We start from the raw sequence: 25,962 nt of genomic DNA, 5'->3' as shown, positions 1-25,962 counted from the left end.
TATGCCTTCTTTAAACTACGAACAATTTTCAACCTATACAGAAATTGAAAAACTTGCTCTTTTTGATCAAGGTGTTCCCTTAACCTGTTTTAGTACGGAGAAATGTAAGAGGATATTTCTTCGTGATATAGTGGAAAAAAGTCCTAATGATTTTTTCAGGAAAAAGTCATTAGAAAGGCTCGCTTTAATGATTTTTTTTGGAGAAAGTTCAAATTATAGTACGGCTGTTTCGGTCATTTCTGATATTGAAGAAAATGATGATGATTTTGTTATTTCTTCAAAAATAAAATATCTTTTTTTACTTAATGATAAGTTAAATTTGAATGATAGTAATATCATTAATCAGATTGACAAGTTGAGATTCCACACAAAAGGAGAGGTTTCGTCTCAGGCTTATTACTATGTTGGCCTGAGTGCGCTACTGGATGCAAATTCATCAGACAGTGAATTGGATTTTTTTGAAAAAATAGGTTGTGCAAAAAAATATTTTGATGGCGCCTCTAGTGTAATAGAAAATCGTATAGATGCCGAGTATTTGTTGGAAGTGTGTGAGCTTATACTGGTTATACCTTCTGCAAATAAAGCTGATATAGATAAACAAGTATCCTCAATTAATAAGCTTATTTTTGATAGAAGAAGTTCCTATATTCATTCATCGGTATCTAGTCTTGAGATATGGATATATAAGGCTACGGTCAGTATGTGTGAAGTTGTTTTGTCTAACCCTAGTGAGTGGCTGGATATTAAGGCAGAGTTGAATAATATTTGTTATCTTCACTACAGCTTAGTTGATATCGAATTGAACGGGATGTACTCATCTATTCAGGAAAAAATTGGACCTTCATTTTCAGATAATTTATTAAAGCCGTTCTACAAAAAAAGCCTGAAGCAGTATATTGCTGCAATAAAGCGCTTGTGCCGTGAAAGTCCTGAAAATAAAAAGTTTGTTAATTTCTCATCTATTCTTATTTCAAGTATTGAACAAGGTGGAGATTTAAAAAAAAAGATAGATATTGATATTTTATTAAATTTCAGGAAATCATTTCCGCTTGTTCCAATAGAAACTATAAAGAAAGATGTTTCAGAGTGTTCAGGTGGCTCTCTTAGTGAAATTATTAAGCTTTTTGGAAGGTATAGTGAAGAGTACTTAGCCCCGCCTATCTTATCTTTAACAGGGAGCCGTGTTGGTGACGAGATATTTGATGAAATTGTGGCAAGGATAACTGGATTTATTCCGAATTATAGTCAGAAAAAGCTTTCAGAGTTTAAAGTCGTTCTTTCAGATGTTATTAAGTATTCACAAATAGCCGCTTCGCAGAAAAAGTCTGGGAAAGATTTTTTTAAGTATTTATTTGACGCTAATGCTAGTGAGGATGACTTGCAACAAAGTATGTTCGCATATTTTCAGATGAATTCATGTGTATCAAGTAAATATAAGTTAGAGGTTGATGAGGTTGCTGATGGTGGTCGAGTAGATATTTTGTATTCCAGCGATTCCGTAGTTTTACCGATAGAGCTAAAGAAAACAGATGTAAAGCCAAGTATAGATAATATTGCTGATAGTTATTTAAGCCAAGCTCAAACTTATTGCTATCCGAATGATCAATTAGGTCTATTTGTTCTCTTAGATAATAGCAGTAAGGGCAGCAAACTGAATAATCCTATCAATGATATAAGAGAGTTTTTTGATGTATATCACATGGAGCCATACTACGATTTTGGTGAGAAAGCACCCAATTATGTTGTTAGTGTAATAATTCCTGGGAATAAAGTTTTACCAAGTAAGAGATCAACATATAAGTAAATGTATTGTCGCTAAATTATGCTTCCGTCATTTCATCTATTTCGAGACGTCATTAACTTCAACCCCAAAAGGGGTATGTTTTTTAGACACAGGAGAAAGGGTAATGAGCGAAGAAATAAGAACATACGTTGCCAATATTGATTTTAAATGCAAGTCCAAGTTTTGGTGTTCGACAAGATTGAGAGGACAACAGCCATCGTGTGACGCTAATAACATAGATGACAAAACATTCACTATGTCCAATACGGTTTAGTATTGGACATAGCGAGGTAAGCCTTATATACTCATAAAAACAATTTCTGGGTGAATCATGGCCATACACAAGCCTGTAGCACTGTATCCAACCTTTAAAGAACTTAAAGATATTCCACTGGATGAATTTCCTGAGCTGTCATCTTTTCTAGCATCAGGCCCTGATTGGCGTAAACAAAGCTGGTTGTGGGGACAAGAATTTTTATCCTACATTGGTCGCAACAAATCTCAACACACCTATACACGGTTTCGATCTGAAATCGAAAAGTTCCTGTTGTGGAGCTTCGTCATTAAAGAAAGTCCCTGTGATGAGTTTCGTAAAACGGATATTCTAGACTATGCTGATTTCTGTTGGAAACCACCACAAACCTGGATCAGTTTAACAAACCACGATAAGTTCCAGCCTAAGGGTGATGGCACTTATATACAAAATAAAGCTTGGTCGCCTTATCGGCTGGTTGTTTCTAAAGGCGATAACTCTACGCCTGATAAGAAAAAGTACAGACCATCTCAGCAGACCTTAAGAGCCACCTTTACGGCCATTATTGCTTTTTATAAATACCTGATGGATGAGGAATATTGTGTTGGGAACCCGGCTCAATTAGCAAAAAAGGACTGTCGCCACTTTATCAAAGATGCTCAGGTTAAAGATGTAAAACGACTCTCTGAAGAACAATGGTTATTTCTACTAGAGACCGTAACGGCCATGGCAGACGATAATTCACGCTTTGAGCGTAATTTGTTCTTGATTGCTGCTTTAAAAACCCTCTTTTTAAGAATTTCTGAGTTTTCAGAACGTCCTGACTGGATACCCGTTATGGGCCACTTTTGGGAGGATACTGACAAAAATTGGTGGCTAAAAGTCTATGGTAAAGGCCGCAAATTACGTGATATCACCGTGCCGTCAAGCTTTATGCCTTACCTAAAGCGGTACCGCTTGTATCGAGGCATGAGCAGTTTACCCTTAGATGGCGAAAAGCATCCCATCGTGGAAAAGCTTCGTGGTAGTGGTGGTATGACAGCTCGCCAGTTATCTCGATTGGTACAAGAGGTCTTTGACCACGCATACGAAACGATGAAAAAGCAACAAGGCGAAGAAATAGCCCGCAAATTCAGAGAGGTCTCAACTCATTGGCTGCGCCATACAGGTGCGAGTTTAGAAATTGAACGAGGTCGCGCCTTAAAAGACTTGTCAGAGGATTTAGGTCACTCCAGCATGGCGACTACTGATACCGTGTATGTGCAGTCAGAAGACCGAAAACGTGCTGAAAGTGGGAAAAACCGAGAGGTATAATGATAAGTATATCAATTGGTTAAAGTGATCCTAGGGCTGTTTTTCTCCCAATATTGTCGGACACCGTAAAGTGAGGTCCTAAATTCATTAATCCTCTTAATTTTCAACTGTCGTTTAGGTATTAATTTAACATAATATACATTATACGAAGTATGATATTCGGCAATATCATTAAAGCTAAGGATTACAGCGTGTACTCTTCAGATGCTATGGAAAACTTTTCCAGTTATATAAAAATGCTTTAGGCGACGTTAAACGTTCGATATCTTCTTTTAGCTTGGTGTTCTCGTCAGCTCTAAAATCAATCATCACATTAAGATTAAGGTATTAATGAGCGCGAATTTTACCCAGCGTGACAAACTCATTTTCAGGTGTAACCAGTTCATCATCAATAAACTGAAAGCCGATCCAGTCATCAACCGAATGCGATAAATCGATTTTAATGGCGACTGGGAGCTAATTATTCTTTTCTTTATGTAAACAGCAGGCTCTACGAACAACAAAGGTTTTTATACAAATTCCATTGACAATATCATTAACCTTCAGCAATATTCCTTATTAGGCAATCTACACGCACTGGCCATTAATTTAAGTTGGACTAACCTCATCAGATTCCTCATGTTAATTAAGAAATCAAAGATAGGTCTATTTTTTCTGTCTTTAACACTGATCGCCGTCTCATCGGCGGCTCTAGGTGATACACAGCACCTATATTCAGACAGCTCTTTTAAGCCTGCCTCTTCGCTTGTAGAGTTTGAGTTATCAGATGAAAACAATCCTTTTGATAACGTTGATGATTTTTTATCAACGCACGTCTATCACAACAAAAAACACGCTACTCATAGCGACCGTTCACACCCTATTTACGTTTCAGCACATAATATTGCTGGCAAATTTTCTATCCGCGCCCCTCCCTCCTTCATCGGCTAACGTTATACAGACTAGACTTTTCTGGTCAAAAACAACTATTTTTTAAGGGCTGCCTAATAGCTGCGTATTCGCAATAGCCGTCACAAGCTATGCAATACTGTAAGACAACACGCCTCCCTTAAAGTCATTTTCTGCCTTCCCATGGCATATCATTTAAAAACCGGAGAGCACAACGATGAAAGACTTAGCATTTTACGATACTACTCCCTTCGATGAATTAGCTTGGCCAGAGCTAAACAAACAAATTAGCTTGAAGTCACCAGCGCTCGAAATCTTCACCGATTTTGAAAAAACCCAACCGATGGTTATAAACTCCTCTATGTCTGCCATAGATGCTGAAAAACTCATGCAAACAGAACATGTTCGCTTAAAGTTTGTTGTTAATAGTAACAATCATTTATTAGGTGTCGTTAGCCTAGAGGACTTAAATAGCCGGGAAATACTTAAGCGTGTATCTAAAGGTGAAAACAGAGAAGAACTGTCTGTTACTGACTTTATGAGACCGAGAAATAAATTAAAGTCTTTTGATTATTCGGATCTGGCACACGCCTCTATTAAAGATGTTATTGGTAGCCTTAAAAACAGCGGTTACCGACACTGCCTGGTTGTGGACCATAAGCATCACAAAATTCGAGGAATCATTTCAGCCAGCGACATTGCTAGATCACTTCAATTACAGATAAACATTAAAAGTGACTCCAGTTTTGTTGGGATTTTTAAGGCCATTCAACATTAAATTAAACCTTATAACGGTGAGGCTGGGTTCCCACGATCAATCGTGGGAACCTTTACCTTAATAGAACAGATATCTACGTTCATTTCGTTTCATACTCGATAATTTTTTTAGCATTTTTAACACAGTGCTAATAATAAGGAGCACTTTAGATGAAAATACTTATGATACTAGCCGCTTTACTGCTGCTAATAACCCCCTGCCTTGCATGGTCCTCCTCAGCTACTTACCAACCGATAGACCTTACATCCACTATAGTTGGATATTTATCATTATTAGTTTTTGCTCTCGCCTACACACTAGTGATCTTTGAAGAGCAACTTCACTTACGTAAATCCAAACCGGTCTTATTGGCTGCTGGGCTCATCTGGATCATGATCGCAATCGCATACAAGACCCATGGGTATGATCATGCTGCAGAAATCGCCTTACGCCATAACTTTCTTGAATATGCCGAATTATTCTTCTTTTTATTGGTAGCAATGACCTATATAAACGCGATGATAGAGCGCAAAGTATTTGATGCGCTCCGTGGCTGGTTAATTGATAAAGGCTTCAGTTATAAAAACCTATTCTGGTTAACCGGTACCCTAGCCTTCTTTATATCACCGGTGGCAGACAATCTAACAACGGCACTTATCATGTGTACTGTTGTGCTTACCGTTGGCAAAAACGCTCCTAAATTTGTGTCTATTTCCTGCATCAGCATCGTTGTTGGTGCAAACGCAGGTGGTGCGTTCAGCCCGTTCGGCGACATCACCACGTTAATGGTGTGGCAAAAAGGCTTACTTCAATTTACTGAATTCTTTAATCTTTTTATACCATCACTGGTAAATTATTTAGTACCCGCAGCCATTATGAGTGCTTTCATCCCTGCTGGAATGCCTAACTCTGTCGATGATAATGAAACATTGCTTATTAAACGAGGCGGTCTAACTATTGTTATGCTTTTTGCATTAACCATTTTGACCGCTGTCTGCTTTCATAACTTCCTGCACCTACCTCCTGCCATTGGCATGATGACCGGTTTAGCCTACCTCAAATTTTTTAGTTATTACCTTAAAATTAGCGAGCATTCACGAAACTCACCAGGTTTTGAAGAAAGGTTTCAAGAAGGCAGTAAAGATAACGCACAGACTGATTTTCGTGAATTTGATGTTTTCGACAAGGTTGCAGGCGCTGAATGGGACACCCTATTCTTCTTCTATGGTGTGATCATGGCGGTAGGAGGGTTAGGCTTTCTTGGCTACCTAGGTCTGGCTTCCGAATTCATCTATGGCGACCTAGGACCAACTACCGCAAATGTATTACTGGGCCTTATGTCTGCCATTGTCGACAACATTCCAGTGATGTTTGCCGTTTTAACCATGTCGCCCGATATGTCTCAAGGTCAATGGTTACTGGTTACATTAACCGCTGGAGTTGGAGGAAGCTTATTATCAATTGGCTCTGCTGCAGGTGTTGCCCTAATGGGGCAAGCACGTGGTATCTATACATTTGCTTCACACCTTAAATGGGCACCTGTTATCGCTCTCGGTTACGCTGCCAGTATTTATGTGCATATGTGGATCAACGCGGGGCTTTTTTAAATAACATGTTCTATAAAATAGCTAAAGCTTAATATAAAACATTCGATTAATTAATCCCATGGAGTCACCGCTTAGGCCCAATTTATTAATTTTTTTGCGCACTTTAATAAATAATATTAAGATTTTTATACAGTTAGAATAAAATTAAAATGCGTATTAAATACCTCGACTGTCAGGTTCATGTTGTATATAAGAAAAAACTGATAAAAGTCCTTGGTATATAAAATGTTATCAATATACAATTCTCGCTCTCATATTTATTTTAAAAATAACAAATAGGTGGACATAATTATGGCTAGAAGACAAGACAGGTTAACAGTAGAAGATGTGAATGGTGCGTGGGCAATCATTCCTACACCAGCGATAGAAACTGGTGATCAATGGCAAACAGAAGACAGCGTTGATTATGACGAAATCGCTAGAGCTGTTGACGGCCTTATTGAATCTGGTGTTGACGCCATCATGAGTCAAGGAACTTTTGGAGAAGGCGCTACCCTTACTTGGGAAGAAAAGAAAAAAATGATGGAAGTCATGGTTGAAACTTCAGCCGGACGAGTACCTATCTTTGTTGGTGTTACAACAATGAATACTCGCGAGACTATTCGTCAATTACGTCATGCACGAGATATTGGTGCTGACGGAACAATGTTAGGCTTACCAATGTGGCAGCAAATTGATGTACCTGCAGCTGTTCGTTTCTATCAAGATGTTGCTGAAGCTGTGCCTGAAATGGCAATCGCTATTTACGCTAACCCAGAAGCATTTAAATTTGATTTCCCAGCTCCATTTTGGGCTCAAGTTGCTAACATTCCACAAGTCATCACTTGCAAGTACATAAATATTGGTCAACTACACTTGCACACGATGGTTTCAAAAAAGCAAATTAGATTTTTGCCACTAGAAATCGATCACGCAGATGCTGCTAAAATGGATCCAGAATTCAACACTGCTTTTTGGTCACCACTTGCTTGTACAGGCCCTGAGCTAACCATTCATTGGCGTGACAGTGTTAGAGAAGCGGCTAAAACAGGTGACTGGAGTAGACCAGACGAGCTTTACCCACAAATGGCATTAGCACTGTCTAGCTTATTCCCTCCTGGAGGCTTTGCTGAATTTTCTAAATATAACATTCAGTTAGAAAAAGCGCGTATTAATGCAGCTGGTTGGATGAAAGCAGGTCCATGCCGCCCTCCTTACATGACAGCACCAGAGCACTATTTAGAAGGCGCTGCTAAATCTGGTACAGGTTGGGCTGAGTTAAATAAAAAATTACTTGAAGGCACGCTTTAAGTAAAATATTGATCTCGTCATTAATGTCTAAAGCAGGTCAATAAGTACTTTTCCTGCTTTGACATTAATGGCCGATTTCATAACCGCATCTCGTTCAGACCACTCTTCTTGTGCAAATCGATGAATATATGCGGGTAACACTTCTGAAAGAGCTTGCGTAGCCGTTCTAGGTACAGCTCCTGGCATATTAGCCACACAAAAGTGAGTAACTCCCTCCTCTACAAAAGTCGGTTCGTTATACGTTGTCGGACGAGTTGTTTCAACACATCCCCCTTGATCCACTGAAATATCCACAATGACAGAACCTTCCATCATTAATTTTAAATGGGAACGGTTAATAAAATGCGGCGCTTTCTTCCCGGGAACATGCAAAGCAGCCACTAACAAGTTTGTGGTAGCCATTAACGACAAACATTCCTCTTGATTATTTATAGGGTTAATTAAAGGATCCAGTTGAGTGACTGATGCAAGTGCCTCAAGTGACTTATCATAAACAGACACTTTCGCGCCTATATTTCTTGCTAATAAGGCTGCTTGCCTTCCAGCAGAACCAGCCCCAAGTACCAATACTTGCCCTTTTTCGACACCATCGTCTTGCAAACCGCCTAACAATAAACCAGAACCACCGCGGTATTGATGTAATAAAGTAGCACCTATCTGAACAGATAGTTTTCCGGCTATTTCACTCATGGGTTTAAGGATTGGCAGCTGTTTATTATCTCGCACCGATTCAAAACCAACAGCCGTCAGGCCTATTTTTGATAATTTACTCGCTAGTTCTTCGTTCGCAGCAAGGTGAAGAAAACAAAAAAGAAGGTGATTAGGTGTTAAATATTGAAGGTCCCCCTCTTGCGGCTCTTTTACCTTTACAATTAAATCGCCTGCCTTATAAAGCGTTTGCGCTGTAGGGCAAACAATCACACCAACTTGCCTATATTGGTCATCATCAAAGCCGCTTAAAACACCAGCCTGATGTTCAATATAAAGGCGGTGCCCCTTCGCAATGAGTTCCTGACAAGCCATTGGCGTTAATGCAACACGCCCTTCAGCTGTTTTAATCTCTTTTGGAATACCAATATTCATCAGCATAATACTTTACCTAGTTAGATCTTATCGCCATACTACAGCGCTTTAAAATTAAATTAAATGAGCCAGCGCTCATTTTCAAACATACCCCCTTGGGTATAAGCATAGTTTAAACACAGTTATTTAGGAGCCACTTATGAGCGACAACTCACATCATCGATTAATTATTTTAGGGTCCGGCCCTGCAGGTTACACAGCTGCTGTATATGCTGCTAGAGCCAACCTAAACCCCTTATTAATCACCGGTATTGAACAAGGCGGCCAACTGATGACAACTACTGAAGTTGATAATTGGCCTGGTGATGTAGAAGGCTTGCAAGGCCCAGCTTTGATGGAAAGAATGAAGCAACACGCTGAACGCTTCGATACAAAAATTCAGTTTGACCATATCCATACTACCGAATTACAACAACGCCCATTCACTTTAAAGGGCGATGCAGGCACATACACTTGCGATGCCTTAATAATCGCCACCGGTGCTTCTGCAAAATATTTAGGCTTACCGTCTGAAGAAGCATTTAAAGGAAAAGGTGTTTCAGCATGTGCCACCTGTGATGGTTTTTTCTATAAGAACCAACGTGTTGCTGTTATCGGCGGCGGCAATACTGCCGTTGAAGAGGCACTTTACTTATCTAACATTGCAGAACACGTTACAGTTATTCATCGACGTGACTCATTTCGTTCAGAAAAAATCTTATCCGATAAATTAATGAAAAAAGTGGCCGATGGTAATATTTCAGTCGAATGGTTTAACCAATTAGATGAAGTACTCGGCGACGATATGGGTGTCACGGGTATTCGCATTAAAAACACTCAAGATAATAGTACGAAAGAGATTGACCTTGAAGGTGTTTTTATTGCCATCGGTCATTCACCTAACACTCAAATTTTTGACGGCCAATTAGATATGTCTCATGGGTACTTACATACTGAACGTGGCAGCTCAGGCAATGCAACACAAACCAGTATTCCAGGTATTTTTGCCGCTGGGGATGTCGCTGACTCTATATACAGGCAAGCCATTACATCGGCAGGCTCTGGTTGTATGGCTGCGCTTGACGCCGAGCGTTTTCTTGATGCTTTAGAGGATGCATAAAGATCTGTAATCTATCATGCTCCACTGGTTAGATATAGAAAATGATGCTGAACCATTTCCTTCTCTAGATTACGCATTAGAGGAGCCAAATGGCTTACTAGCAGCTGGGGGAACTTTAAACCCCCAGCGCTTACTAAATGCCTACCGTTGCGGTATCTTTCCTTGGTTTGATGAAGATCAGCCTATTCTTTGGTGGTCACCTGACCCTCGGTTAGTTTTAAAACCGGATGATCTACATATTTCTCGCAGCCTGAAAAAATGTATCAATAAAAATTTATATAGCTGCACCGTTGACAAGGCATTTAATGAGGTCATCGTGGCCTGCTCTACGAGTCGAAAGGATCAACAAGGCACTTGGATTACCGATTCAATGATTGATGCTTATCAAACTCTGTTTACTTTAGGTCACGCTCATTCAGTTGAAGTTTGGGCGGACGAAAAACTAGTTGGTGGTCTTTATGGTGTCAGCATTGGGCAGGTTTTTTTTGGCGAATCAATGTTCAGCCGGTTAGATAACGCATCCAAAGTGGGGTTTGCTTTTTTATGCAAACAGTTAAGTCAATGGGAGTTTCAGCTGATAGATTGCCAAGTCCACTCTGACCATCTAGAGCGATTGGGCGCATCAACCATACCGAGAAAAGAATTTGCTGAACAACTTGCAGTTTATTGTCTAAAAAAACCGTCGACAAACGCGTGGTTACTTTCATGAGCTCACCCTCCCCAGCTGGCAGACAGTTACAACTCTATATATCAACACCACAAGCGTGTGATTACTTAACGGATCGACAATCACAAAATATTTTTATTTCGCCTGATGTCACAGTAACACCTAGCATTTACGAATACCTTATTAGCATCGGTTTTAGGCGAAGCGGACAACATACATATCGCCCACACTGCCCTAGTTGTCGTGCCTGCATTTCTTCGAGAGTGGATGTACAAACATTTAACGCATCAAAAAGCCAACGAAGAGTGTTAACAAAAAATAAAGACCTAAGCGTTAGCTCTGTGCAATCTATTTTCTCAACAGAACACTACGAGCTATACTGCCGATACCAAGCTTTTAAACACCCTGGTGGCTCTATGGAAAGTTTCGGTGAAAATGAATACGAAGAGTTTTTATGTCAATCATTTGGTAACAGTTTGATGTTTGAAACCCGTTTGGGTGAAAAACTATTAGCTGTTTCAGTAACAGATATTTTTGGTGATGCCCTCTCTGCAGTTTATACTTTCTTCGACCCAGAATACTCAGCTAGAAGTCTGGGGACCTTTTCAATTTTGCAGCAGATCAAGGCCACTCAAAACCGCGGGAAAAGGCATTTATACCTTGGGTATTACATAAAAAATTCAGTAAAAATGGCTTATAAAACTAATTTCATGCCCCTTGAGATGTTAATTGAAGGAAAATGGCGTCGTTACACTAAAGATGATGAGCTACCCGATCAAAGCGCATCTTTGGACTCCCCAATAACTTTTTAAACCAATTCGTACTTAACACCGCTCAAATAGTGTAAAATCGCGCCGCATTAGCTTGTTAATCAAGTGTTTAGTTTATTATTTTTTAAAGGAAATCATGGCAAAAGAAGATCAAATTGAAATGGAAGGCGTAGTAAAAGATACGCTACCAAATACAATGTTTCGTGTTGAGTTGGAAAATGGTCACATTATCACAGCGCATATCTCAGGAAAAATGCGTAAGCACTATATTCGTATTTTAACGGGTGACCGCGTTAAAGTAGAAATGACACCATACGATTTAACAAAAGGCCGAATCACCTACCGAGTTAAATAAGCATCACTCTATACGTATTACTTAACGGGGACACACCCCGTTAACTCATACCCGATCAGAACCTTATCATTTGGTAAGCGTTATTAACGCTGCTCAATTAAGTCTTTCGTTGCTTCTGTGATAATAAAATCAATCTTATTATCCTTTACGTAAACCTTCACTGTTCCGCCGTTGGTTAATCGACCAAATAACAGTTCGTTAGCCAATGGTTTTTTGATATGTTCTTGCACAGTACGTTCCATCGGTCTTGCGCCCATTTTAGGATCGTAGCCTTTTTTCGCTAACCAACTACGTGCTTCCGGCTCCAATGTTAACGATACATTCTTATCATGTAATTGAGACTCTAGTTCAAATATAAACTTGTCTACCACATGAATAATGGTGTCTTCGTCTAGTGATTTAAATTGAACAACCGCATCGAGTCTATTTCTAAATTCTGGTGAAAATGACTTTTCAATCACTTGCATACTATCTGATGAGTGCTCTTGTTCAGTAAAACCAATTGAGGCACGACTCGCTTCTTGCGCGCCAGCATTCGTCGTCATCACTAACATGATGTTTCTAAAGTCTGCTTTTCTGCCGTTATTATCTGTTAACGTGCCGTGATCCATAATTTGCAGTAATAAATTAAAGATATCAGGATGGGCTTTTTCAATTTCATCAAGCAACAAAATTGCATACGGGTGCTTGTTCACTTCCTCTGTTAGTAAGCCACCTTGATCATAGCCAACATAACCTGGGGGTGAACCGATCAAACGAGAGACCGTATGACGCTCCATGTACTCTGACATATCAAAGCGAATTAAATCGACACCCATTATTTTGGCTAGTTGATTGGTCACTTCTGTTTTACCTACACCCGTAGGACCAGCGAATAAAAATGACCCTATGGTTCTTTCTTCTTGGCCAAGCCCAGCTCGACTTAAAATAACAGCATCAGACAGTTTCTCAATCGCTTCATCTTGGCCGAAAACAACCATTTTAAGATGGCGCGCCAAGTCCTTCAGCTTGTCTTTATCTTGAGATGAAATGCTTTTCTCAGGAATTCTCGCAATTTGAGCAATGATTTTTTCGATATCGCTAGTTAAGATCACCGGTGGCCGATCCGCTTCAGGCAACAAACGCTGTTTTGCGCCAGCTTCATCAATAACATCAATTGCTTTATCCGGTAAAAACCTATCATTGAGATAACGGTCTGCTAATTTAGCTGCCGTTTCGATACTTTCAGCGCTGTATTCAATATTATGATGTTCCTCATAACGTGGTTTTAAGCCTTTTAAGATACGAATAGTATCGTCAACTGATGGCTCATTGACATCAATTTTCTGAAAACGTCTTGCTAAGGCATGATCTTTTTCAAAAATACCGCGGAATTCTTTATAGGTAGTAGAACCAATACAGCGCAACTCACCCGATGCCAAAGCTGGTTTGATCATGTTTGAAGCGTCCATCACACTACCTGAGGCAGAACCTGCTCCAATGATAGTATGTATTTCGTCAATAAATAGTATGCTTTTTTCTTGTTTTTTAAGTTGATTGACCAAACCTTTTAGTCGTTTCTCAAAATCGCCTCGGTATTTTGTTCCGGCAACTAATGTGCCCATATCTAATGAATAAATAGTGGTTTCTTCAAGTACTTCAGGAACATTACCCTCAACAATCTTTAACGCTAGGCCTTCCGCAATTGCTGTTTTACCAACGCCTGCCTCACCAACCAATAAAGGATTATTTTTACGACGCCGACATAGGGTTTGAATCGTACGTTCTAACTCTTTTTCACGGCCAATTAAGGGATCAATTTTTCCAAGTTTCGCTTGTTCATTCAAATTAACTGCATACTTTGTTAGTGGATCATTTGAAGCCTCTTCTCCCTCTGATGCAGGAACTTCCTCAAAGTCAGACATGTCGTCCTCTTCAATTCTTGCAATACCATGAGATATAAAATTAACCACATCAAGCCGAGTCACATTTTGGCGGCTCATTAAATATACCGCTTGTGAATCTTGTTCGCTAAATATAGCCACCAGTACATTCGCACCAGTCACTTCTTTTTTACCGGACGACTGAACATGAAATACCGCTCGCTGAAGAACCCGCTGAAAACCTAGTGTCGGTTGAGTTTCACGTTCGACATCACTTGGAATAATCGGCGTAGACTCTTCTAAATATGCCTCAAGATCACTGGTCATTGCCTCTACATTGCCACCAGATGCTTCAAACACTTCACACGCAGACTTATTACTCATCATCGCTAACAGCAAGTGTTCTACTGTTATAAATTCGTGACGTTTCTCATGCGCTTGTTTAAACGCATCGTTTAATGACTGTTCTAACTCTTTGTTAAGCATTGTTCACTCCACTTCTTCTAATGTGCACTGCAAAGGATGCTGGTTCTCTTGAGAATGCGCTATGACCTGTTGCACTTTTGTTTCCGCTATATCTTTAGTATAAATACCACATACACCAATACCACTAGTATGCACATTCATGGTGATTCTAACGGCCTCTTCTTTATCTTTATAAAAAATTGTTTGCAAAATAGACACCACAAAATCCATTGGCGTGAAATCATCATTTAACAACAACACCTTATACATCGGCGGCTTTTGCAACTTCGGTTTTGATTCTTGAACAGCTAAATTGCCGTCGTCTTGGTCATCTTCAAAAGGTAAATCAGGCATACGTTTCAATAATTAAAATTAAGTTATGTCATTTTGACAGAAAAAACATCATCTTGTTCTATATAGTCGAACTAAATAGATAGACTTTTTCATCAGGCCGTTGAGCAATGGTATACCATCTGCTTCAAATCTGAACAGCCTTTTAACACCACTATATTTTATTGCTACAAACTCCAGTTAACTTACTAAATGGTGCCTGTGAAATGATTTTTCAAGTTAACTTAAATCATCCGCACGTTCACATAAGTGCACTGCTTGTGTTTATAACACCTTATGCTTTAGAAAAAACAGCTCAACTTAATTTTATAAACACATGTACTGATAACTCCTACAGCACACTATTTAGGCCTATTAATCGCTTCAACCCTTTTTTTCACTCAGACACCAATGAAATAAAGTCTGCCTTAATATCTTCATTAATATAGGCCATTCCGAGCTTATTTAAATAGTCTAAACGAGGTGCGTTCTTCAACTCTATACGCAGTTCTCCGGCCTGACAGTGTTGATAAAGCGCGGCAACATACTCAAGGTAGTCCTGCCCGTCCTTAATCATTAACAAACTGGCTGCGCCAACATCAGGGCGAACAGCTTGATGTTGTTCTTGCGTTAATGCAATAGCAAAAACAACCGGCGATTCTTCAACGTCAACCCGTAAACGTCTACGGCGTACAGTTTGCTGAGCCCAGTAATAGGCCAGTTCTTTACTGGGTGTTAAAAAAACTGGTTCAGTCGTTTCACGATAAGTATTTCCAATAGTCGCCATGGTGCTCTTTGCTGCTTCGTTCATAAGGTGATCACCTGAACGTTTTAAGCCAGCAGACAAAATAGAGTCAACTAAAGATGAGGAGGTACCGTGATACCAAACATGACTAGTAATAAAACCGTTTCTGCTTAGAAGCATGTTGGCATCTTTTAAATAATGGGGTATCTCACGCATTTAATGGTCCTTTCTATCTATACTAACCTTACGTCGAATTTTAAACTCAGCCAAATAAAAAGGCGACTTCAGTAGAAAAAGCCGCCTTTAAAGTACATAAGTTTCAACAAATACGCTTAGCTAACGCATCTCTCTAGGTATTTAAGAAAACTGATTGGAGGTGTTTTTCGCGCCACCCGCTTTCAGTGCATTTTCACCTGCAAAATATTCTTTGTGGTCATCGCCCATGTCTGATCCCGACATATTTTGATGTTTAACACAGGCAATACCCTGACGAATTTCTTTTCGCTGTACGTCCCTTACATAGCCTAGCATTCCAGCCTCACCGAAATACTCTTTAGCCAAGTTATCTGTAGACAATGCGGCTGTGTGGTACGTCGGCAATGTAATCAAGTGATGAAAGATATTTGCTTCTCGAGACGAGTCAGCTTGGAACGTGCGAATTTTATCGTCTGCATCGGCAGCCAATTCCGTTGCATCATATTTAGCATTCATCAGATCTTCTCGGTCGTAAGCCGATACATCCTTACCCTCTTCGACCCATCGATCGTAAGCCTGTTGACGGAAATTAAGCGTCCAGTTGAATGATGGGCTATTGTTGTACACTAACTTCGCATTAGGAATCTCTTTACGTACTTCGTTCATCATGTCTGCAATGTCTTTAACGCTTGGTGTTGCCGTTTCAATCCAAAGAAGATCGGCACCCGCTTTAATAGCTTCGATTGAGTCAAATACGCAACGTTCAGGACCAGTACCTTGACGAAATTGGTATAGACCAGAAGGTAAGCGCTTAGGGCGAACAAGTTTACCGTCACGATTAAAACATACGTCACCTTCAGCCATATCAGCTACGTCAATTTCTTCAACATCTAAGAAAGAATTGTATTGATCGCCTTGGTCACCAGGCTCTTTAACCACCGCGATTTCTTTGGTTAGGCCAGCACCTTCAGAATCTGTACGAGCAACAATTAGCCCATTGTCGATACCCAATTCTAGAAATGCGTGACGTAATGCACGAATTTTGGCATGAAAATCAGCATGAGGAACCGTGACTTTGCCATCTTGGTGACCACATTGTTTTTCATCCGCCACCTGGTTTTCAATTTGTAAACAACAGGCCCCCGCTTCAATCATTTGTTTGGCCATTAAATAAGTCGCTTCCGCATTACCAAAGCCCGCATCAATATCAGCAACAATCGGCACAACGTGGGTCACATGATTATCAATTTCTTCTTGGATTTGTTCGACTGTAGCCTCATCACCTGCTTCGCGAGCCGTATCTAATTGACGAAACAGGCCACCTAATTCACGCGCGTCAGCCTGCCGAAGAAATGTATAAAGCTCTTCGACTAATGAAGCAACCGCGGTTTTTTCATGCATTGATTGATCGGGTAAAGGACCAAACTCAGAGCGTAAGGCCGCCACCATCCAACCAGAAAGGTAAAGGTAACGGCGATCCGTCTTGCCACCAAAGTGCTTCTTAATAGAAATCATTTTTTGTTGGCCAATAAAACCGTGCCAGCAACCTAATGATTGTGTGTATAGCGTGTTGTCTGCATCGAAGGCCGCCATGTCTGCATTCATAATATCAGCGGTATATTGCGCGATATCAAGGCCCGTTTTAAATTTGTTCTGTGCACGCATACGTGCAACAGATTCTGGGTTAATGGCAGCCCAAGAATCTCCCTTAGCTTGGACTAACTCTGAAACAGCATTTATATCATTTGTATAAGATGACATTTAGATCTCCTTTCAATTAATGACGTAAAAAGTAAACATGTATAGCGTTAAAATATATGGACATTGTATTGCCCAACCTAACGTGACTGATTCCTAGCAACTACAAATACTCGTAAGCTGGTACCGTTAAGAAATCCACTAGTTTTTCAGATGTGGTAAAGCGGTCCATTATTTTTGCCGCCTCGCTGAAACGGCCCTCTTTAAAGCGCTTTTCACCAATCTCACTCTTAATAGTTTCCATTTCTTCAAGCATTAATTCGCGGAACAATTCAACGGTTACTTTTTTGCCGTTGCTTAAGTTTTTGCCGTGATGTATCCATTGCCAGATTGATGAGCGTGAAATCTCAGCAGTTGCCGCATCTTCCATCAAACCATAGATCGGCACACAACCATTACCTTGGATCCATGCTTCAATATATTGAACAGCTATTCGCAAATTAGCCCGCATCCCCTCTTCTGTTCGATCGCCTTCACAAGGCTCTAATAAATCCTCTGCTGTCACGTCGGCATCTTCAGTACGCAATACGTCCATTTGGTTTGCTTTGCCTTCACCAATATATTCATTAAAGACCGCCATTGCTGTATCTGCCAGACCTGGGTGCGCGACCCATGTTCCATCATGGCCATTTTTTGCTTCTAGCGTTTTATCGCCAACGACTTTTTTTAAGACAGCGGCATTAGCCTCGGCATCTTTTGCGGGTATAAACGCTGCCATTCCGCCCATTGCTAAAGCACCGCGTTTATGACAAGTTTTAATTAATAGCCTCGAATATGCACTCAAAAAGGGTTTATCCATGGTCACAACTTGGCGGTCTGGAAGCACACGATCTGGGTAATTTTTAAGCGTTTTGATGTAGCTAAATATATAATCCCAACGACCACAGTTAAGTGCCACAATATGATCACGAAATTCGTAGAGAATCTCATCCATTTCGAAGACAGCTGGTAGTGTTTCAATCAAAACAGTTGCTTTGATAGTACCCCGCTCTAACCCTACCAAATCTTCAGCTTTATCCATTAAGTCAGCCCACCAGCGAGCTTCTTTATGCGATTGCAATTTAGGAATATAAAAGTATGGCCCTGAACCTTTTGCTAATAAGGTTTTATAGTTATGGAAAAAATAGTATGCAAAATCAATTAAACCACCAGGAATTTCCTGTCCGTTTAAATGAACGTGCTTTTCAGGAAGATGCAAACCTCGTGCGCGGCAAACAAGTACCGCAGGGTCATCATTTAGTTCATAGTGTTTGCCTGATTTAGGGTCATCTAATGAGATAGTCCCATTAACTGCATCACGCATATTAACTTGGCCCTGAGCGACTTTATCCCACGTCGGCGACAATGAATCCTCAAAATCGGCCATAAACACTTTTACATTGGCGTTTAAAGCATTAATGATCATTTTACGATCAACAGGACCGGTAATCTCTACTCGTCTGTCTTGTAGGTCATCTGGAATACCTAAGATACGCCAATCACCCTCACGTATATGTTTTGTTTCCGCTAAAAAGTCAGGCAATTGACCCGCATCAATTTCGGCCTGCCTTACTTTACGTGCCTCGAGTAACGCTGCAACACGAGGGGAAAACTCTTCCGCTAATGTTGACACAAAAGCATTTGCTTCATCGTTATAAATACTGGCATAACTTGGTAACAGTTCACCTTTAAACGTTAATGCATTCATTTAAACCTCCTAAGTCGGTTATAAAATAATGTTTGTGCAGTGCATTATATTAACTTTATACCACCGTACAATCCCAATAAAGCTATTTCTATCATTAATTAAATTAATGATAGAATGCAATCCTATGGAAGAACATACGATAAAGTCTAACCGTCATAAGCAATTAAGGTCATTTTGTATGGCCGCCAAAGTTGGTGGCTTTTCAAAGGCCGCTGATTTATTACAATTAAGTCAACCGTCCGTATCACTGCAAATTCAAAGCTTAGAAAAAGAATTAAACGCTAAGTTATTTACTCGAAATGGTCCGAAAATAACCTTAACGGATGCGGGGAAAAAATTACTGGAACTGGCAAAACCACTTGTTGAGCAAATGGATACTCTGCCAACACGGTTCACTGCCGCCAACAACCCAGAAGAAACAACTGAAATTAACATCGCTGCCGGTGAGGCGAGTATCCTTTATTTATTACCGAATATCGTAGAACGCTTTAAACAACGATACCCTCATGTACATATTAAGTTGCATCAGGTATCAGGAAACACCAGCATAGACGCCATTAGAAATGATGAAGTAGACTTTGCTGTTGGCCCGATGTTAGAAGTCCCCGCCGATATTCTATACAAGCAAGTTTATCGCTTTGTCCCTGTGCTGATTATGCCATTTGGTCATCCGCTAGCCTCGGTCGATGAGGTTAGCCTGCATGAGATTGTTCAATATGACCTTATTTTGCCACCTAAACACTTAAATACATGGCGTATTGTTGATGACGTATTACAAAAACACAAATTACGCTATCGGGTTTCATTAGAAGCTTGGAGTTGGGAAATCATCAAAAAATACGTCGAATTAGGTTTAGGCTTATCAATCGTTACCAGCGTGTCATTAACGGGCAACGAACAGCTCATCGCAAAACCATTGTCAAAATACTTTCCTGATTATTACTACGGTGTCACCATGAAAAGACAAGGGTCATTATCATTACCGGCCAAAAACTTTCTTGAGTTAATAGACCCCAGCTTTTTTCAAGGTTGATAAATACAGCATAGCTTTATTCAACAATAAATATTTTTAAATTCAAAACATTAGCACTGTTAAATCCATAAGTTTAATTCAATTGAAGCACTCTTCAATTAATTCAATTAAAATACGTACTCTAAATAATTTTTACTACACCCGATGATCTGGAAACCAAACGTCACCGTCGCATCTATTGTTGAACTTGACGGAAAATTTTTGATGGTTGAGGAAGAGTCCCCAGTCGGCCCTGTCCTTAACCAGCCTGCTGGACATTTAGACCCAAACGAAAGTATGGAAAACGCTGTCATTAGGGAAACTTTAGAAGAAACGGGTTACCGTTTTACACCGGAAGTAATTATCGGCTCGTATTTATGGCATAACACTGATAATGAAACCACCTATTATCGAAGTACTTATGCTGGCAGCGTGTGTCATAAAGAAGTCTCAACAGAACTTGATGAAGGCATTATTCGTGCGCTATGGATGAGTCTCGATGAAATCAAAGCAAATACCGATCGCTTACGTAGCCCTATTATTTTAGAAAGCCTTAATGACTACCTGTCAGGGGTTAGTTACCCGCTTTCAATCATTAAATCTTACATTAAATAAAACCTATAACCTACTGTTTTAAATGGACAATAAAAAAATAATGATCGGCATGTCAGGTGGGGTAGACTCTTCTGTAGCCGCATTGCGCTTGCTTGAACAAGGTCACGAGGTAACCGGTTTATTTATGAAAAACTGGGATGAGGATGATGGCAGCGAATATTGTACAGCGAAGGAAGATTTGGCCGATGCCCAACAGGTCAGTGATAAATTGGGTATTGAACTTAAAACCGTCAATTTTGCAGCTGAGTACTGGGATAACGTTTTTGAAGACTTTTTAAGCGAATATGCCGCTGGTAGAACACCCAACCCCGATATTTTATGTAACCGTGAAATTAAGTTTAAAGCCTTTTTAGATTATGCCACTGAACTCGGAGCTGATTACATAGCAACCGGACATTACACACAAATTGCTCAACAACACAATCAATTCCAACTCCTGCGTGGTTTGGATAACAATAAAGACCAAAGCTACTTCCTTTATACATTGGGGCAAACGCAATTAAGTCGCTCACTCTTTCCTATTGGGAATATGGAAAAGCCGGCTGTTAGAGAACTTGCACAAAAAGCGGGGTTTATTAATAGTCGGAAAAAAGATAGCACCGGTATTTGTTTTATTGGTGAACGCAAATTTAAAGATTTCTTACAACGCTACCTGCCCGCTCAACCGGGCCTTATGAACACACCAGAAGGTGAAACCATTGGCGAACACCAAGGTTTAATGTATTACACCTTGGGCCAGCGTCAAGGGCTCGGTATTGGCGGCATTAAATCCGCTGCCGAAGAACCTTGGTATGTGGTTGAAAAAGACCTAAAAAATAATATTTTAGTAGTCGCTCAAGGGCATGACCATACCTTAATGCAAAGCAATACACTCAACGCATCGCAGCTCAGCTGGGTTAGCGGTCAAGCTGTATCAAACAGCTTTCGCTGCACCGCTAAAACACGCTACCGTCAAAAAGACCAAGCATGTCAAGTCACCCTGATTGGTGATGATCATTGCCTAGTACAATTTGACGACCCTCAACGTGCCGTGACCCCGGGTCAATCTGTTGTTTTTTATAACAATGAGGTTTGCCTTGGTGGCGGTATAATAGACGCCACTTCCACTATAAACTCATAATTCACTATAATTTCATGACATTAAATAAACTAAATGCCCTTTCGCCAGTTGATGGCCGTTATGCCAGCAAAGTTGATGAACTACGCCCTATTTTCTCAGAATTTGGCTTAATTAAAGCACGTGTGACCGTTGAAGTCCGCTGGCTACAAGCCTTATCAGAACACGATGAAATTTCTGAAGTTAATCGCTTTTCGGACACTGCTCATGCCTTACTTGATAGTATCGTCGAGCAGTTTTCAGTGGACGATGCTCAACGTGTAAAAGACATTGAAAGTACAACAAACCACGATGTAAAAGCAGTTGAGTACTTTCTTAAAGAAAAAATCGCTGACAATGCCGAATTACTGACCATTAGCGAGTTCATTCACTTTGCATGCACTTCTGAAGACATTAACAACTTATCTTACGCCTTAATGCTTAAAGAAGGTCGCGACGAAGTAATAGGCACTGCGATCGCAAATGTTATTGATGACATTAAAGAGAAAGCGCTTGACTATGCGGCAGCGCCATTGCTCTCAAGAACACATGGGCAGACTGCCTCGCCAAGCACAATGGGGAAGGAGTTTGCTAACGTTGTTGCCCGCTTAGAGCGCCAATTATTGCAACTGGAAGATGTAGATATCATGGGTAAAATAAACGGTGCCGTGGGTAACTACAACGCACATTACTCAGCCTATCCAGCCGTTGATTGGCCAGCGTTTGCAGAAGCATTTGTTGAATCATTGGGTTTAACCTTTAACCCATACACTATCCAAATCGAGCCTCATGACTATATTGCTGAATACTTTCATGTCCTAGCAAGAATCAATACTATCCTGATTGATTTCTCACGAGATGTCTGGGGTTATATCTCAGTCGGTTATTTCAAACAAAAAACCATTGCTGGAGAAGTTGGCTCATCAACTATGCCACATAAAGTTAACCCCATTGACTTCGAAAACGCAGAAGGTAATTTTGGTATTGCTAATGCCTTAATGAACCACTTTTCTGAGAAATTACCTATTTCAAGATGGCAACGTGATTTAACTGATTCTACTGTGCTTAGAAACCTAGGCACTTGTTTAGCACACAGCTTAATTGGCTTTAAATCATTACAAAAAGGCATTTCAAAACTAGAAATCAATGAAGCAAAACTATTAGCTGACTTAGATGCCAACTGGGAAGTTCTTGCTGAACCTATCCAGACGGTGATGCGTCGCTATGGTATTGAAAAACCCTATGAAAAATTAAAAGAACTCACTCGGGGGCAAGGCATAGATCAAAACTCCATGAAAGCCTTTATCGAAACTTTGGAGATTCCTAACGATGCCAAACAATTACTGCTTGAAATGACACCTGCTAGCTACACCGGCTGTGCAGAAACACTAGCAAATAATATTAGTAAACTCTCATAAATGTGACATAACTCATACTCAAATTATTTTAAATAATTATAATGAATCACCTGCAAGACGATACCTAAAGTCTATTTTTTCCCCATTTATAGGCTTTAAGTCTTGTACGTTAACCGAATCAATTGATTCGGTTTTTTTTGCTTTATTTGCTATTCCATACCGGCACTGGTTAACTATTAGTAATATTCATTTTACTTGGAGTTTTCAATGTCAATTTATGAGCTTGAACACGCCGTCTTTAGAGAAACAAAAAAAACATTTAACCTAAACTCTTTTGAAGAAAACAAACTAGCCCTAGTTTGTTTGATTAATCAGGCCCACACTGACATTAATATCTACAGTCACACGCTAAACCCTTTGGTTTTTGATACCGAAGCAGTTATTTTTGCTTGTGAACAGTTTTGTTTAAAAAATCATCGCACTCATATCAATATATTAGTGAATGAGACACGTCCAATCACCCGAATCTCTCATCGCTTACTAGGTTTATCACATCGATTTTCTAGCAGCATTTCGTTTAAGAAAGTGGCCGCTGCTAGCCCTCCTCGTGAGGATGATTTTGTTTGTTTCGACAAAAGCGCCTACCTTCAAATACCTAACTATCAACATTATGTTGGCCTCTGTAATTTTTCAGACGCAGACCGTACTGCACAGTTCTTATCCTATTTTAAAAGTGCTTGGGAAATCAGTTCGCCAGACATCGAACTTCGGTCACTGCCATTATGATTAATAAGTTTACTGCTGCTTTTCTTTTGTTACTGTTTACCACACCTGTTCTTGCTGAACTTATTTTTCACCCTTTAAAGCACAAACAACCTGTCGATGTTATCAGTAGCATCAAACCTTTTTTACAACCTCATGAGACAGTGGGAGCCGGTTATAACGAATTAATTCTGCGTGTTGACCCTCAAAACCTATCCGATATTAAAAGACTCATTGAGCGATTAGACCAACCTGCTCACCGCTTAGTTATTCATGTAAATCGCGATGGTCAGTTTAATCAGCAAACAAAGGGTTATAACGTCAACAGTCATATCAATATTGATACCCGTCATAATGCAAAAAGTGCCATCGATGGCGAACTAAAAATATATAGTACAAAAGACCAATCAAATGAAAAGAACAATCAGAGCATACAAGTTTTAGAAGGACATATCGCTTATATATCAGATGGTGTCAGTGAACCTGTTAATAGTGTCCATATCCAACAATATAACAACCATCATCATATCTCAGCCTCTACAGACTATCGTGAAGCCTCAAACGGGTTTTACGTTACGCCTCGGTTATCGAATGATTCCGTTATTCTAGACATTGCTCCTTGGTATGAAGAAGCCTTGTCTGAAAATAGAACCTCGGCGCACTTTACCCGCGCCTCAAGTGTTATTCGCGGGCGGCTAAACACCTGGATTAAATTAACAGGCATTGATGAAATCACTCAGCAAACCAACTCTAAAATTCTTGGCAGTCAGTCTAAAACATCTATAAAAAATAATACTATTTGGGTAAAAATTGTCGACCTAGATGCACAATCAACTCAATAAATGTCAGTTTTTAGGAAACACTATTGTCCATTTTTGCCCGCCTAACCGACTTTGGCCCGATGTTAACGTTCCTTTATACAGTGATACCAATTCATTCACGACCGCTAAGCCAATGCCATGACCATGAACAGACTCATCAGCCCTAATCCCCCTTTTTAAAACATTTTCAATTTCATCATCACAAATCCCAACCCCATCATCCTCAATGGTAATTTCAATACTTGAAGATGAATCATTCGTTACCTTTTTAACACTAACTTCTACAACCGTATTCGCCCATTTAAAAGCATTATCTAATAAATTACCAAACAGCTCAAAAACATCCCCTTTTTCTGCATTAAACAAAAGATTCGGCTCAATATCTTTTATCACCTTCAATGATTTATCAGCATAGACTTTGTTTAATGAATCGATAATTTGCGACACTATTAACTCTACATCTAACGGTTTTGCTAACGTCTGGTGTCCTTTAGCTGCAGCTTTTTGCAACTGATAATCAACCATTTGCCTCATTAGCAAGGTTTGATTCTCAATAACTTTTTTATCGTCTTGCGATAAATTTTCTTTTTCATAAATCCCCGTTAAAACGGATAAAGGGGTTTTTAAACTATGTGCCAAATCAGCCAAGGTATTTCGGTAGCGTTTTAAATGTGTTCTCTCGTTATCAATAAGCTTATTGAGTGTATTAGCAACCTCTTTTAATTCATGACTATAATCGTTATCTAAATACTTTGCATCGCCGGTTTGAATGCTTTCTAGGTCATCAACTATATGCCTTAACGGCCTTAAGCTAACCCTTATAATCCAAAACTGTAAAATAATTAATATCAGCCCGATGCCACCTAACCATTGCCATAAAACAGATCGGAATCCAGCTATCTGATAATCCACACTTGAGGTAGACTCAATAACAACAAATTCAAAAGTCTTCTGCTGAGAGTGTTCGTTTTCCAGCGTTGCTTTATAGTGTAAAGCAACACTTTCTTGACGGCCCGGATGGTTTTTTATATAGGCTTTTTGACCTAGCTTTAAACGCTTAATGGGCTCTATTAATTTACCTATCGATGAGGTACTTCGCCAAACCATTTCACCGTTAAGGTCAAAAATATAGGCATATAAGCCTGAACTAAGCTGTGAGAACCTCGGTTCTGATAAGTTAGTCGGCATCACTAGTTTATTGGTACGGCTGATTTCGGCTTTTCCAAGAATAGAGTACAGGTGAATTTGAAGTCGGTCGTTTAAAGCATTTTGTGCGCCTTTTTGATAGGCCGCATCTAAAACTACGCCTGCTAAGCCTAAAAAACAAAATAACACCACACTGGCAGAAAAAATTAACCGAGACTGTATGCTGTTATTCATCTACAGCTTT

Annotated in this window: 23 protein-coding genes; 16 read left to right on the top strand and 7 right to left on the bottom strand. The window is 39.8% G+C overall.

Features of this window, described 5'->3' with window-relative positions; all coding sequences use genetic code 11:
• The first annotated feature begins 1 nt into the window (after nucleotide 1).
• From CYCME_RS06245 to CYCME_RS06220, 6 genes are all read left to right on the top strand, one after another.
• Nucleotides 2-1,804: a hypothetical protein gene (locus CYCME_RS06245; protein ID WP_020932454.1), complete on the top strand. Its 1,803-nt coding sequence runs from the start codon at nucleotides 2-4 to the stop codon at nucleotides 1,802-1,804.
• 310 nt (nucleotides 1,805-2,114) lie between these two features.
• Nucleotides 2,115-3,350, top strand: coding sequence for a tyrosine-type recombinase/integrase (locus CYCME_RS06240; protein ID WP_020932452.1), 1,236 nt, complete (start codon nucleotides 2,115-2,117; stop codon nucleotides 3,348-3,350).
• A 618-nt stretch (nucleotides 3,351-3,968) separates the two neighbouring features.
• Nucleotides 3,969-4,280: a hypothetical protein gene (locus CYCME_RS06235; protein WP_015005961.1), complete on the top strand. Its 312-nt coding sequence runs from the start codon at nucleotides 3,969-3,971 to the stop codon at nucleotides 4,278-4,280.
• Nucleotides 4,281-4,455: 175 nt separating this feature from the next.
• Complete coding sequence (locus CYCME_RS06230) at nucleotides 4,456-5,016, top strand: CBS domain-containing protein (RefSeq protein WP_016390651.1); 561 nt, start codon at nucleotides 4,456-4,458, stop codon at nucleotides 5,014-5,016.
• Between the two features lie 149 nt (nucleotides 5,017-5,165).
• Nucleotides 5,166-6,602 (top strand): sodium:proton antiporter NhaD, encoded by a 1,437-nt coding sequence (nhaD, locus tag CYCME_RS06225; RefSeq protein WP_020162169.1) that lies wholly within the window; start codon nucleotides 5,166-5,168, stop codon nucleotides 6,600-6,602.
• 291 nt (nucleotides 6,603-6,893) lie between these two features.
• A complete protein-coding gene (locus CYCME_RS06220) occupies nucleotides 6,894-7,892 on the top strand; it encodes a dihydrodipicolinate synthase family protein (protein ID WP_015005964.1) in 999 nt (332 codons plus the stop codon).
• Between the two features lie 27 nt (nucleotides 7,893-7,919).
• Here the strand turns inward: CYCME_RS06220 and CYCME_RS06215 are convergent, their stop codons facing one another.
• Entirely contained in the window at nucleotides 7,920-8,981 is a 1,062-nt protein-coding gene (locus CYCME_RS06215) for an alanine dehydrogenase (RefSeq protein ID WP_020932450.1), read from the bottom strand.
• Nucleotides 8,982-9,114: 133 nt separating this feature from the next.
• Here CYCME_RS06215 and trxB point away from each other — a divergent pair, with 133 nt between their 5' ends.
• The 4 genes from trxB (at nucleotide 9,115) to infA (ending at nucleotide 11,866) form a co-directional block, all read left to right on the top strand.
• The gene (gene trxB / locus CYCME_RS06210) at nucleotides 9,115-10,074 is read left to right on the top strand and encodes a thioredoxin-disulfide reductase (protein ID WP_015005966.1); all 960 of its coding nucleotides are present in this window, start codon (nucleotides 9,115-9,117) and stop codon (nucleotides 10,072-10,074) included.
• Nucleotides 10,075-10,090: 16 nt separating this feature from the next.
• Nucleotides 10,091-10,783: a leucyl/phenylalanyl-tRNA--protein transferase gene (gene aat / locus CYCME_RS06205; RefSeq protein WP_015005967.1), complete on the top strand. Its 693-nt coding sequence runs from the start codon at nucleotides 10,091-10,093 to the stop codon at nucleotides 10,781-10,783.
• On the top strand, nucleotides 10,780-11,553 hold the full coding sequence (locus CYCME_RS06200) for an arginyltransferase (RefSeq protein ID WP_015005968.1): 774 nt from the start codon (nucleotides 10,780-10,782) through the stop codon (nucleotides 11,551-11,553). The genes aat and CYCME_RS06200 overlap by 4 nt, the downstream gene beginning before the upstream one ends.
• 94 nt (nucleotides 11,554-11,647) lie before the next feature.
• Nucleotides 11,648-11,866, top strand: a complete 219-nt coding sequence (infA, locus tag CYCME_RS06195; protein WP_015005969.1) for a translation initiation factor IF-1 — start codon at nucleotides 11,648-11,650, stop codon at nucleotides 11,864-11,866.
• 83 nt (nucleotides 11,867-11,949) lie between these two features.
• Here the strand turns inward: infA and clpA are convergent, their stop codons facing one another.
• The 5 genes from clpA to aceB form a co-directional block, all read right to left on the bottom strand.
• A complete protein-coding gene (gene clpA, locus CYCME_RS06190; protein ID WP_015005970.1) occupies nucleotides 11,950-14,214 on the bottom strand; it encodes an ATP-dependent Clp protease ATP-binding subunit ClpA in 2,265 nt (754 codons plus the stop codon).
• A 3-nt stretch (nucleotides 14,215-14,217) separates the two neighbouring features.
• Entirely contained in the window at nucleotides 14,218-14,547 is a 330-nt protein-coding gene (clpS, locus tag CYCME_RS06185; RefSeq protein WP_015005971.1) for an ATP-dependent Clp protease adapter ClpS, read from the bottom strand.
• Between the two features lie 373 nt (nucleotides 14,548-14,920).
• Entirely contained in the window at nucleotides 14,921-15,484 is a 564-nt protein-coding gene (locus CYCME_RS06180; RefSeq protein ID WP_015005972.1) for a hypothetical protein, read from the bottom strand.
• A gap of 141 nt (nucleotides 15,485-15,625) precedes the next feature.
• A complete protein-coding gene (locus CYCME_RS06175; RefSeq protein ID WP_015005973.1) occupies nucleotides 15,626-17,224 on the bottom strand; it encodes an isocitrate lyase in 1,599 nt (532 codons plus the stop codon).
• A gap of 100 nt (nucleotides 17,225-17,324) precedes the next feature.
• On the bottom strand, nucleotides 17,325-18,908 hold the full coding sequence (aceB, locus tag CYCME_RS06170; RefSeq protein WP_020932449.1) for a malate synthase A: 1,584 nt from the start codon (nucleotides 18,906-18,908) through the stop codon (nucleotides 17,325-17,327).
• A gap of 124 nt (nucleotides 18,909-19,032) precedes the next feature.
• Here aceB and CYCME_RS06165 point away from each other — a divergent pair, with 124 nt between their 5' ends.
• The 6 genes from CYCME_RS06165 (at nucleotide 19,033) to CYCME_RS06140 (ending at nucleotide 24,593) form a co-directional block, all read left to right on the top strand.
• Nucleotides 19,033-19,941, top strand: a complete 909-nt coding sequence (locus tag CYCME_RS06165) for a LysR family transcriptional regulator (protein WP_081651238.1) — start codon at nucleotides 19,033-19,035, stop codon at nucleotides 19,939-19,941.
• Between the two features lie 144 nt (nucleotides 19,942-20,085).
• The gene (locus CYCME_RS06160) at nucleotides 20,086-20,535 is read left to right on the top strand and encodes an NUDIX hydrolase (RefSeq protein WP_015005976.1); all 450 of its coding nucleotides are present in this window, start codon (nucleotides 20,086-20,088) and stop codon (nucleotides 20,533-20,535) included.
• Nucleotides 20,536-20,557: 22 nt separating this feature from the next.
• Entirely contained in the window at nucleotides 20,558-21,655 is a 1,098-nt protein-coding gene (gene mnmA, locus CYCME_RS06155; protein WP_015005977.1) for a tRNA 2-thiouridine(34) synthase MnmA, read from the top strand.
• Nucleotides 21,656-21,669: 14 nt separating this feature from the next.
• A complete protein-coding gene (gene purB / locus CYCME_RS06150; RefSeq protein WP_020932447.1) occupies nucleotides 21,670-23,049 on the top strand; it encodes an adenylosuccinate lyase in 1,380 nt (459 codons plus the stop codon).
• 207 nt (nucleotides 23,050-23,256) lie between these two features.
• Complete coding sequence (locus CYCME_RS06145) at nucleotides 23,257-23,775, top strand: hypothetical protein (RefSeq protein WP_020932446.1); 519 nt, start codon at nucleotides 23,257-23,259, stop codon at nucleotides 23,773-23,775.
• Nucleotides 23,772-24,593: a hypothetical protein gene (locus tag CYCME_RS06140; RefSeq protein WP_020932445.1), complete on the top strand. Its 822-nt coding sequence runs from the start codon at nucleotides 23,772-23,774 to the stop codon at nucleotides 24,591-24,593. The genes CYCME_RS06145 and CYCME_RS06140 overlap by 4 nt, the downstream gene beginning before the upstream one ends.
• A gap of 3 nt (nucleotides 24,594-24,596) precedes the next feature.
• Here the strand turns inward: CYCME_RS06140 and CYCME_RS06135 are convergent, their stop codons facing one another.
• Nucleotides 24,597-25,952 (bottom strand): ATP-binding protein, encoded by a 1,356-nt coding sequence (locus tag CYCME_RS06135; RefSeq protein ID WP_020162180.1) that lies wholly within the window; start codon nucleotides 25,950-25,952, stop codon nucleotides 24,597-24,599.
• Between the last annotated feature and the right edge of the window lie 10 nt (nucleotides 25,953-25,962).

It is taken from the genome of Cycloclasticus zancles 78-ME, assembly GCF_000442595.1.
Taxonomy (GTDB): Bacteria; Pseudomonadota; Gammaproteobacteria; order Methylococcales; family Cycloclasticaceae; genus Cycloclasticus; species Cycloclasticus pugetii.
Note: the sequence above shows the minus strand (reverse complement) of the source record. Positions and strands in the feature narration are given on the sequence as shown.

Coding starts and splice junctions, on each gene's coding strand:
- CYCME_RS06245 (WP_020932454.1), top strand. CDS start 2: ATGCCTTCTTTAAACTACGAACAATTTTCAACCTATACAGAAATTGAA.
- CYCME_RS06240 (WP_020932452.1), top strand. CDS start 2,115: ATGGCCATACACAAGCCTGTAGCACTGTATCCAACCTTTAAAGAACTT.
- CYCME_RS06235 (WP_015005961.1), top strand. CDS start 3,969: ATGTTAATTAAGAAATCAAAGATAGGTCTATTTTTTCTGTCTTTAACA.
- CYCME_RS06230 (WP_016390651.1), top strand. CDS start 4,456: ATGAAAGACTTAGCATTTTACGATACTACTCCCTTCGATGAATTAGCT.
- nhaD (WP_020162169.1), top strand. CDS start 5,166: ATGAAAATACTTATGATACTAGCCGCTTTACTGCTGCTAATAACCCCC.
- CYCME_RS06220 (WP_015005964.1), top strand. CDS start 6,894: ATGGCTAGAAGACAAGACAGGTTAACAGTAGAAGATGTGAATGGTGCG.
- CYCME_RS06215 (WP_020932450.1), bottom strand. CDS start 8,981: ATGCTGATGAATATTGGTATTCCAAAAGAGATTAAAACAGCTGAAGGG.
- trxB (WP_015005966.1), top strand. CDS start 9,115: ATGAGCGACAACTCACATCATCGATTAATTATTTTAGGGTCCGGCCCT.
- aat (WP_015005967.1), top strand. CDS start 10,091: ATGCTCCACTGGTTAGATATAGAAAATGATGCTGAACCATTTCCTTCT.
- CYCME_RS06200 (WP_015005968.1), top strand. CDS start 10,780: ATGAGCTCACCCTCCCCAGCTGGCAGACAGTTACAACTCTATATATCA.
- infA (WP_015005969.1), top strand. CDS start 11,648: ATGGCAAAAGAAGATCAAATTGAAATGGAAGGCGTAGTAAAAGATACG.
- clpA (WP_015005970.1), bottom strand. CDS start 14,214: ATGCTTAACAAAGAGTTAGAACAGTCATTAAACGATGCGTTTAAACAA.
- clpS (WP_015005971.1), bottom strand. CDS start 14,547: ATGCCTGATTTACCTTTTGAAGATGACCAAGACGACGGCAATTTAGCT.
- CYCME_RS06180 (WP_015005972.1), bottom strand. CDS start 15,484: ATGCGTGAGATACCCCATTATTTAAAAGATGCCAACATGCTTCTAAGC.
- CYCME_RS06175 (WP_015005973.1), bottom strand. CDS start 17,224: ATGTCATCTTATACAAATGATATAAATGCTGTTTCAGAGTTAGTCCAA.
- aceB (WP_020932449.1), bottom strand. CDS start 18,908: ATGAATGCATTAACGTTTAAAGGTGAACTGTTACCAAGTTATGCCAGT.
- CYCME_RS06165 (WP_081651238.1), top strand. CDS start 19,033: ATGGAAGAACATACGATAAAGTCTAACCGTCATAAGCAATTAAGGTCA.
- CYCME_RS06160 (WP_015005976.1), top strand. CDS start 20,086: ATGATCTGGAAACCAAACGTCACCGTCGCATCTATTGTTGAACTTGAC.
- mnmA (WP_015005977.1), top strand. CDS start 20,558: ATGGACAATAAAAAAATAATGATCGGCATGTCAGGTGGGGTAGACTCT.
- purB (WP_020932447.1), top strand. CDS start 21,670: ATGACATTAAATAAACTAAATGCCCTTTCGCCAGTTGATGGCCGTTAT.
- CYCME_RS06145 (WP_020932446.1), top strand. CDS start 23,257: ATGTCAATTTATGAGCTTGAACACGCCGTCTTTAGAGAAACAAAAAAA.
- CYCME_RS06140 (WP_020932445.1), top strand. CDS start 23,772: ATGATTAATAAGTTTACTGCTGCTTTTCTTTTGTTACTGTTTACCACA.
- CYCME_RS06135 (WP_020162180.1), bottom strand. CDS start 25,952: ATGAATAACAGCATACAGTCTCGGTTAATTTTTTCTGCCAGTGTGGTG.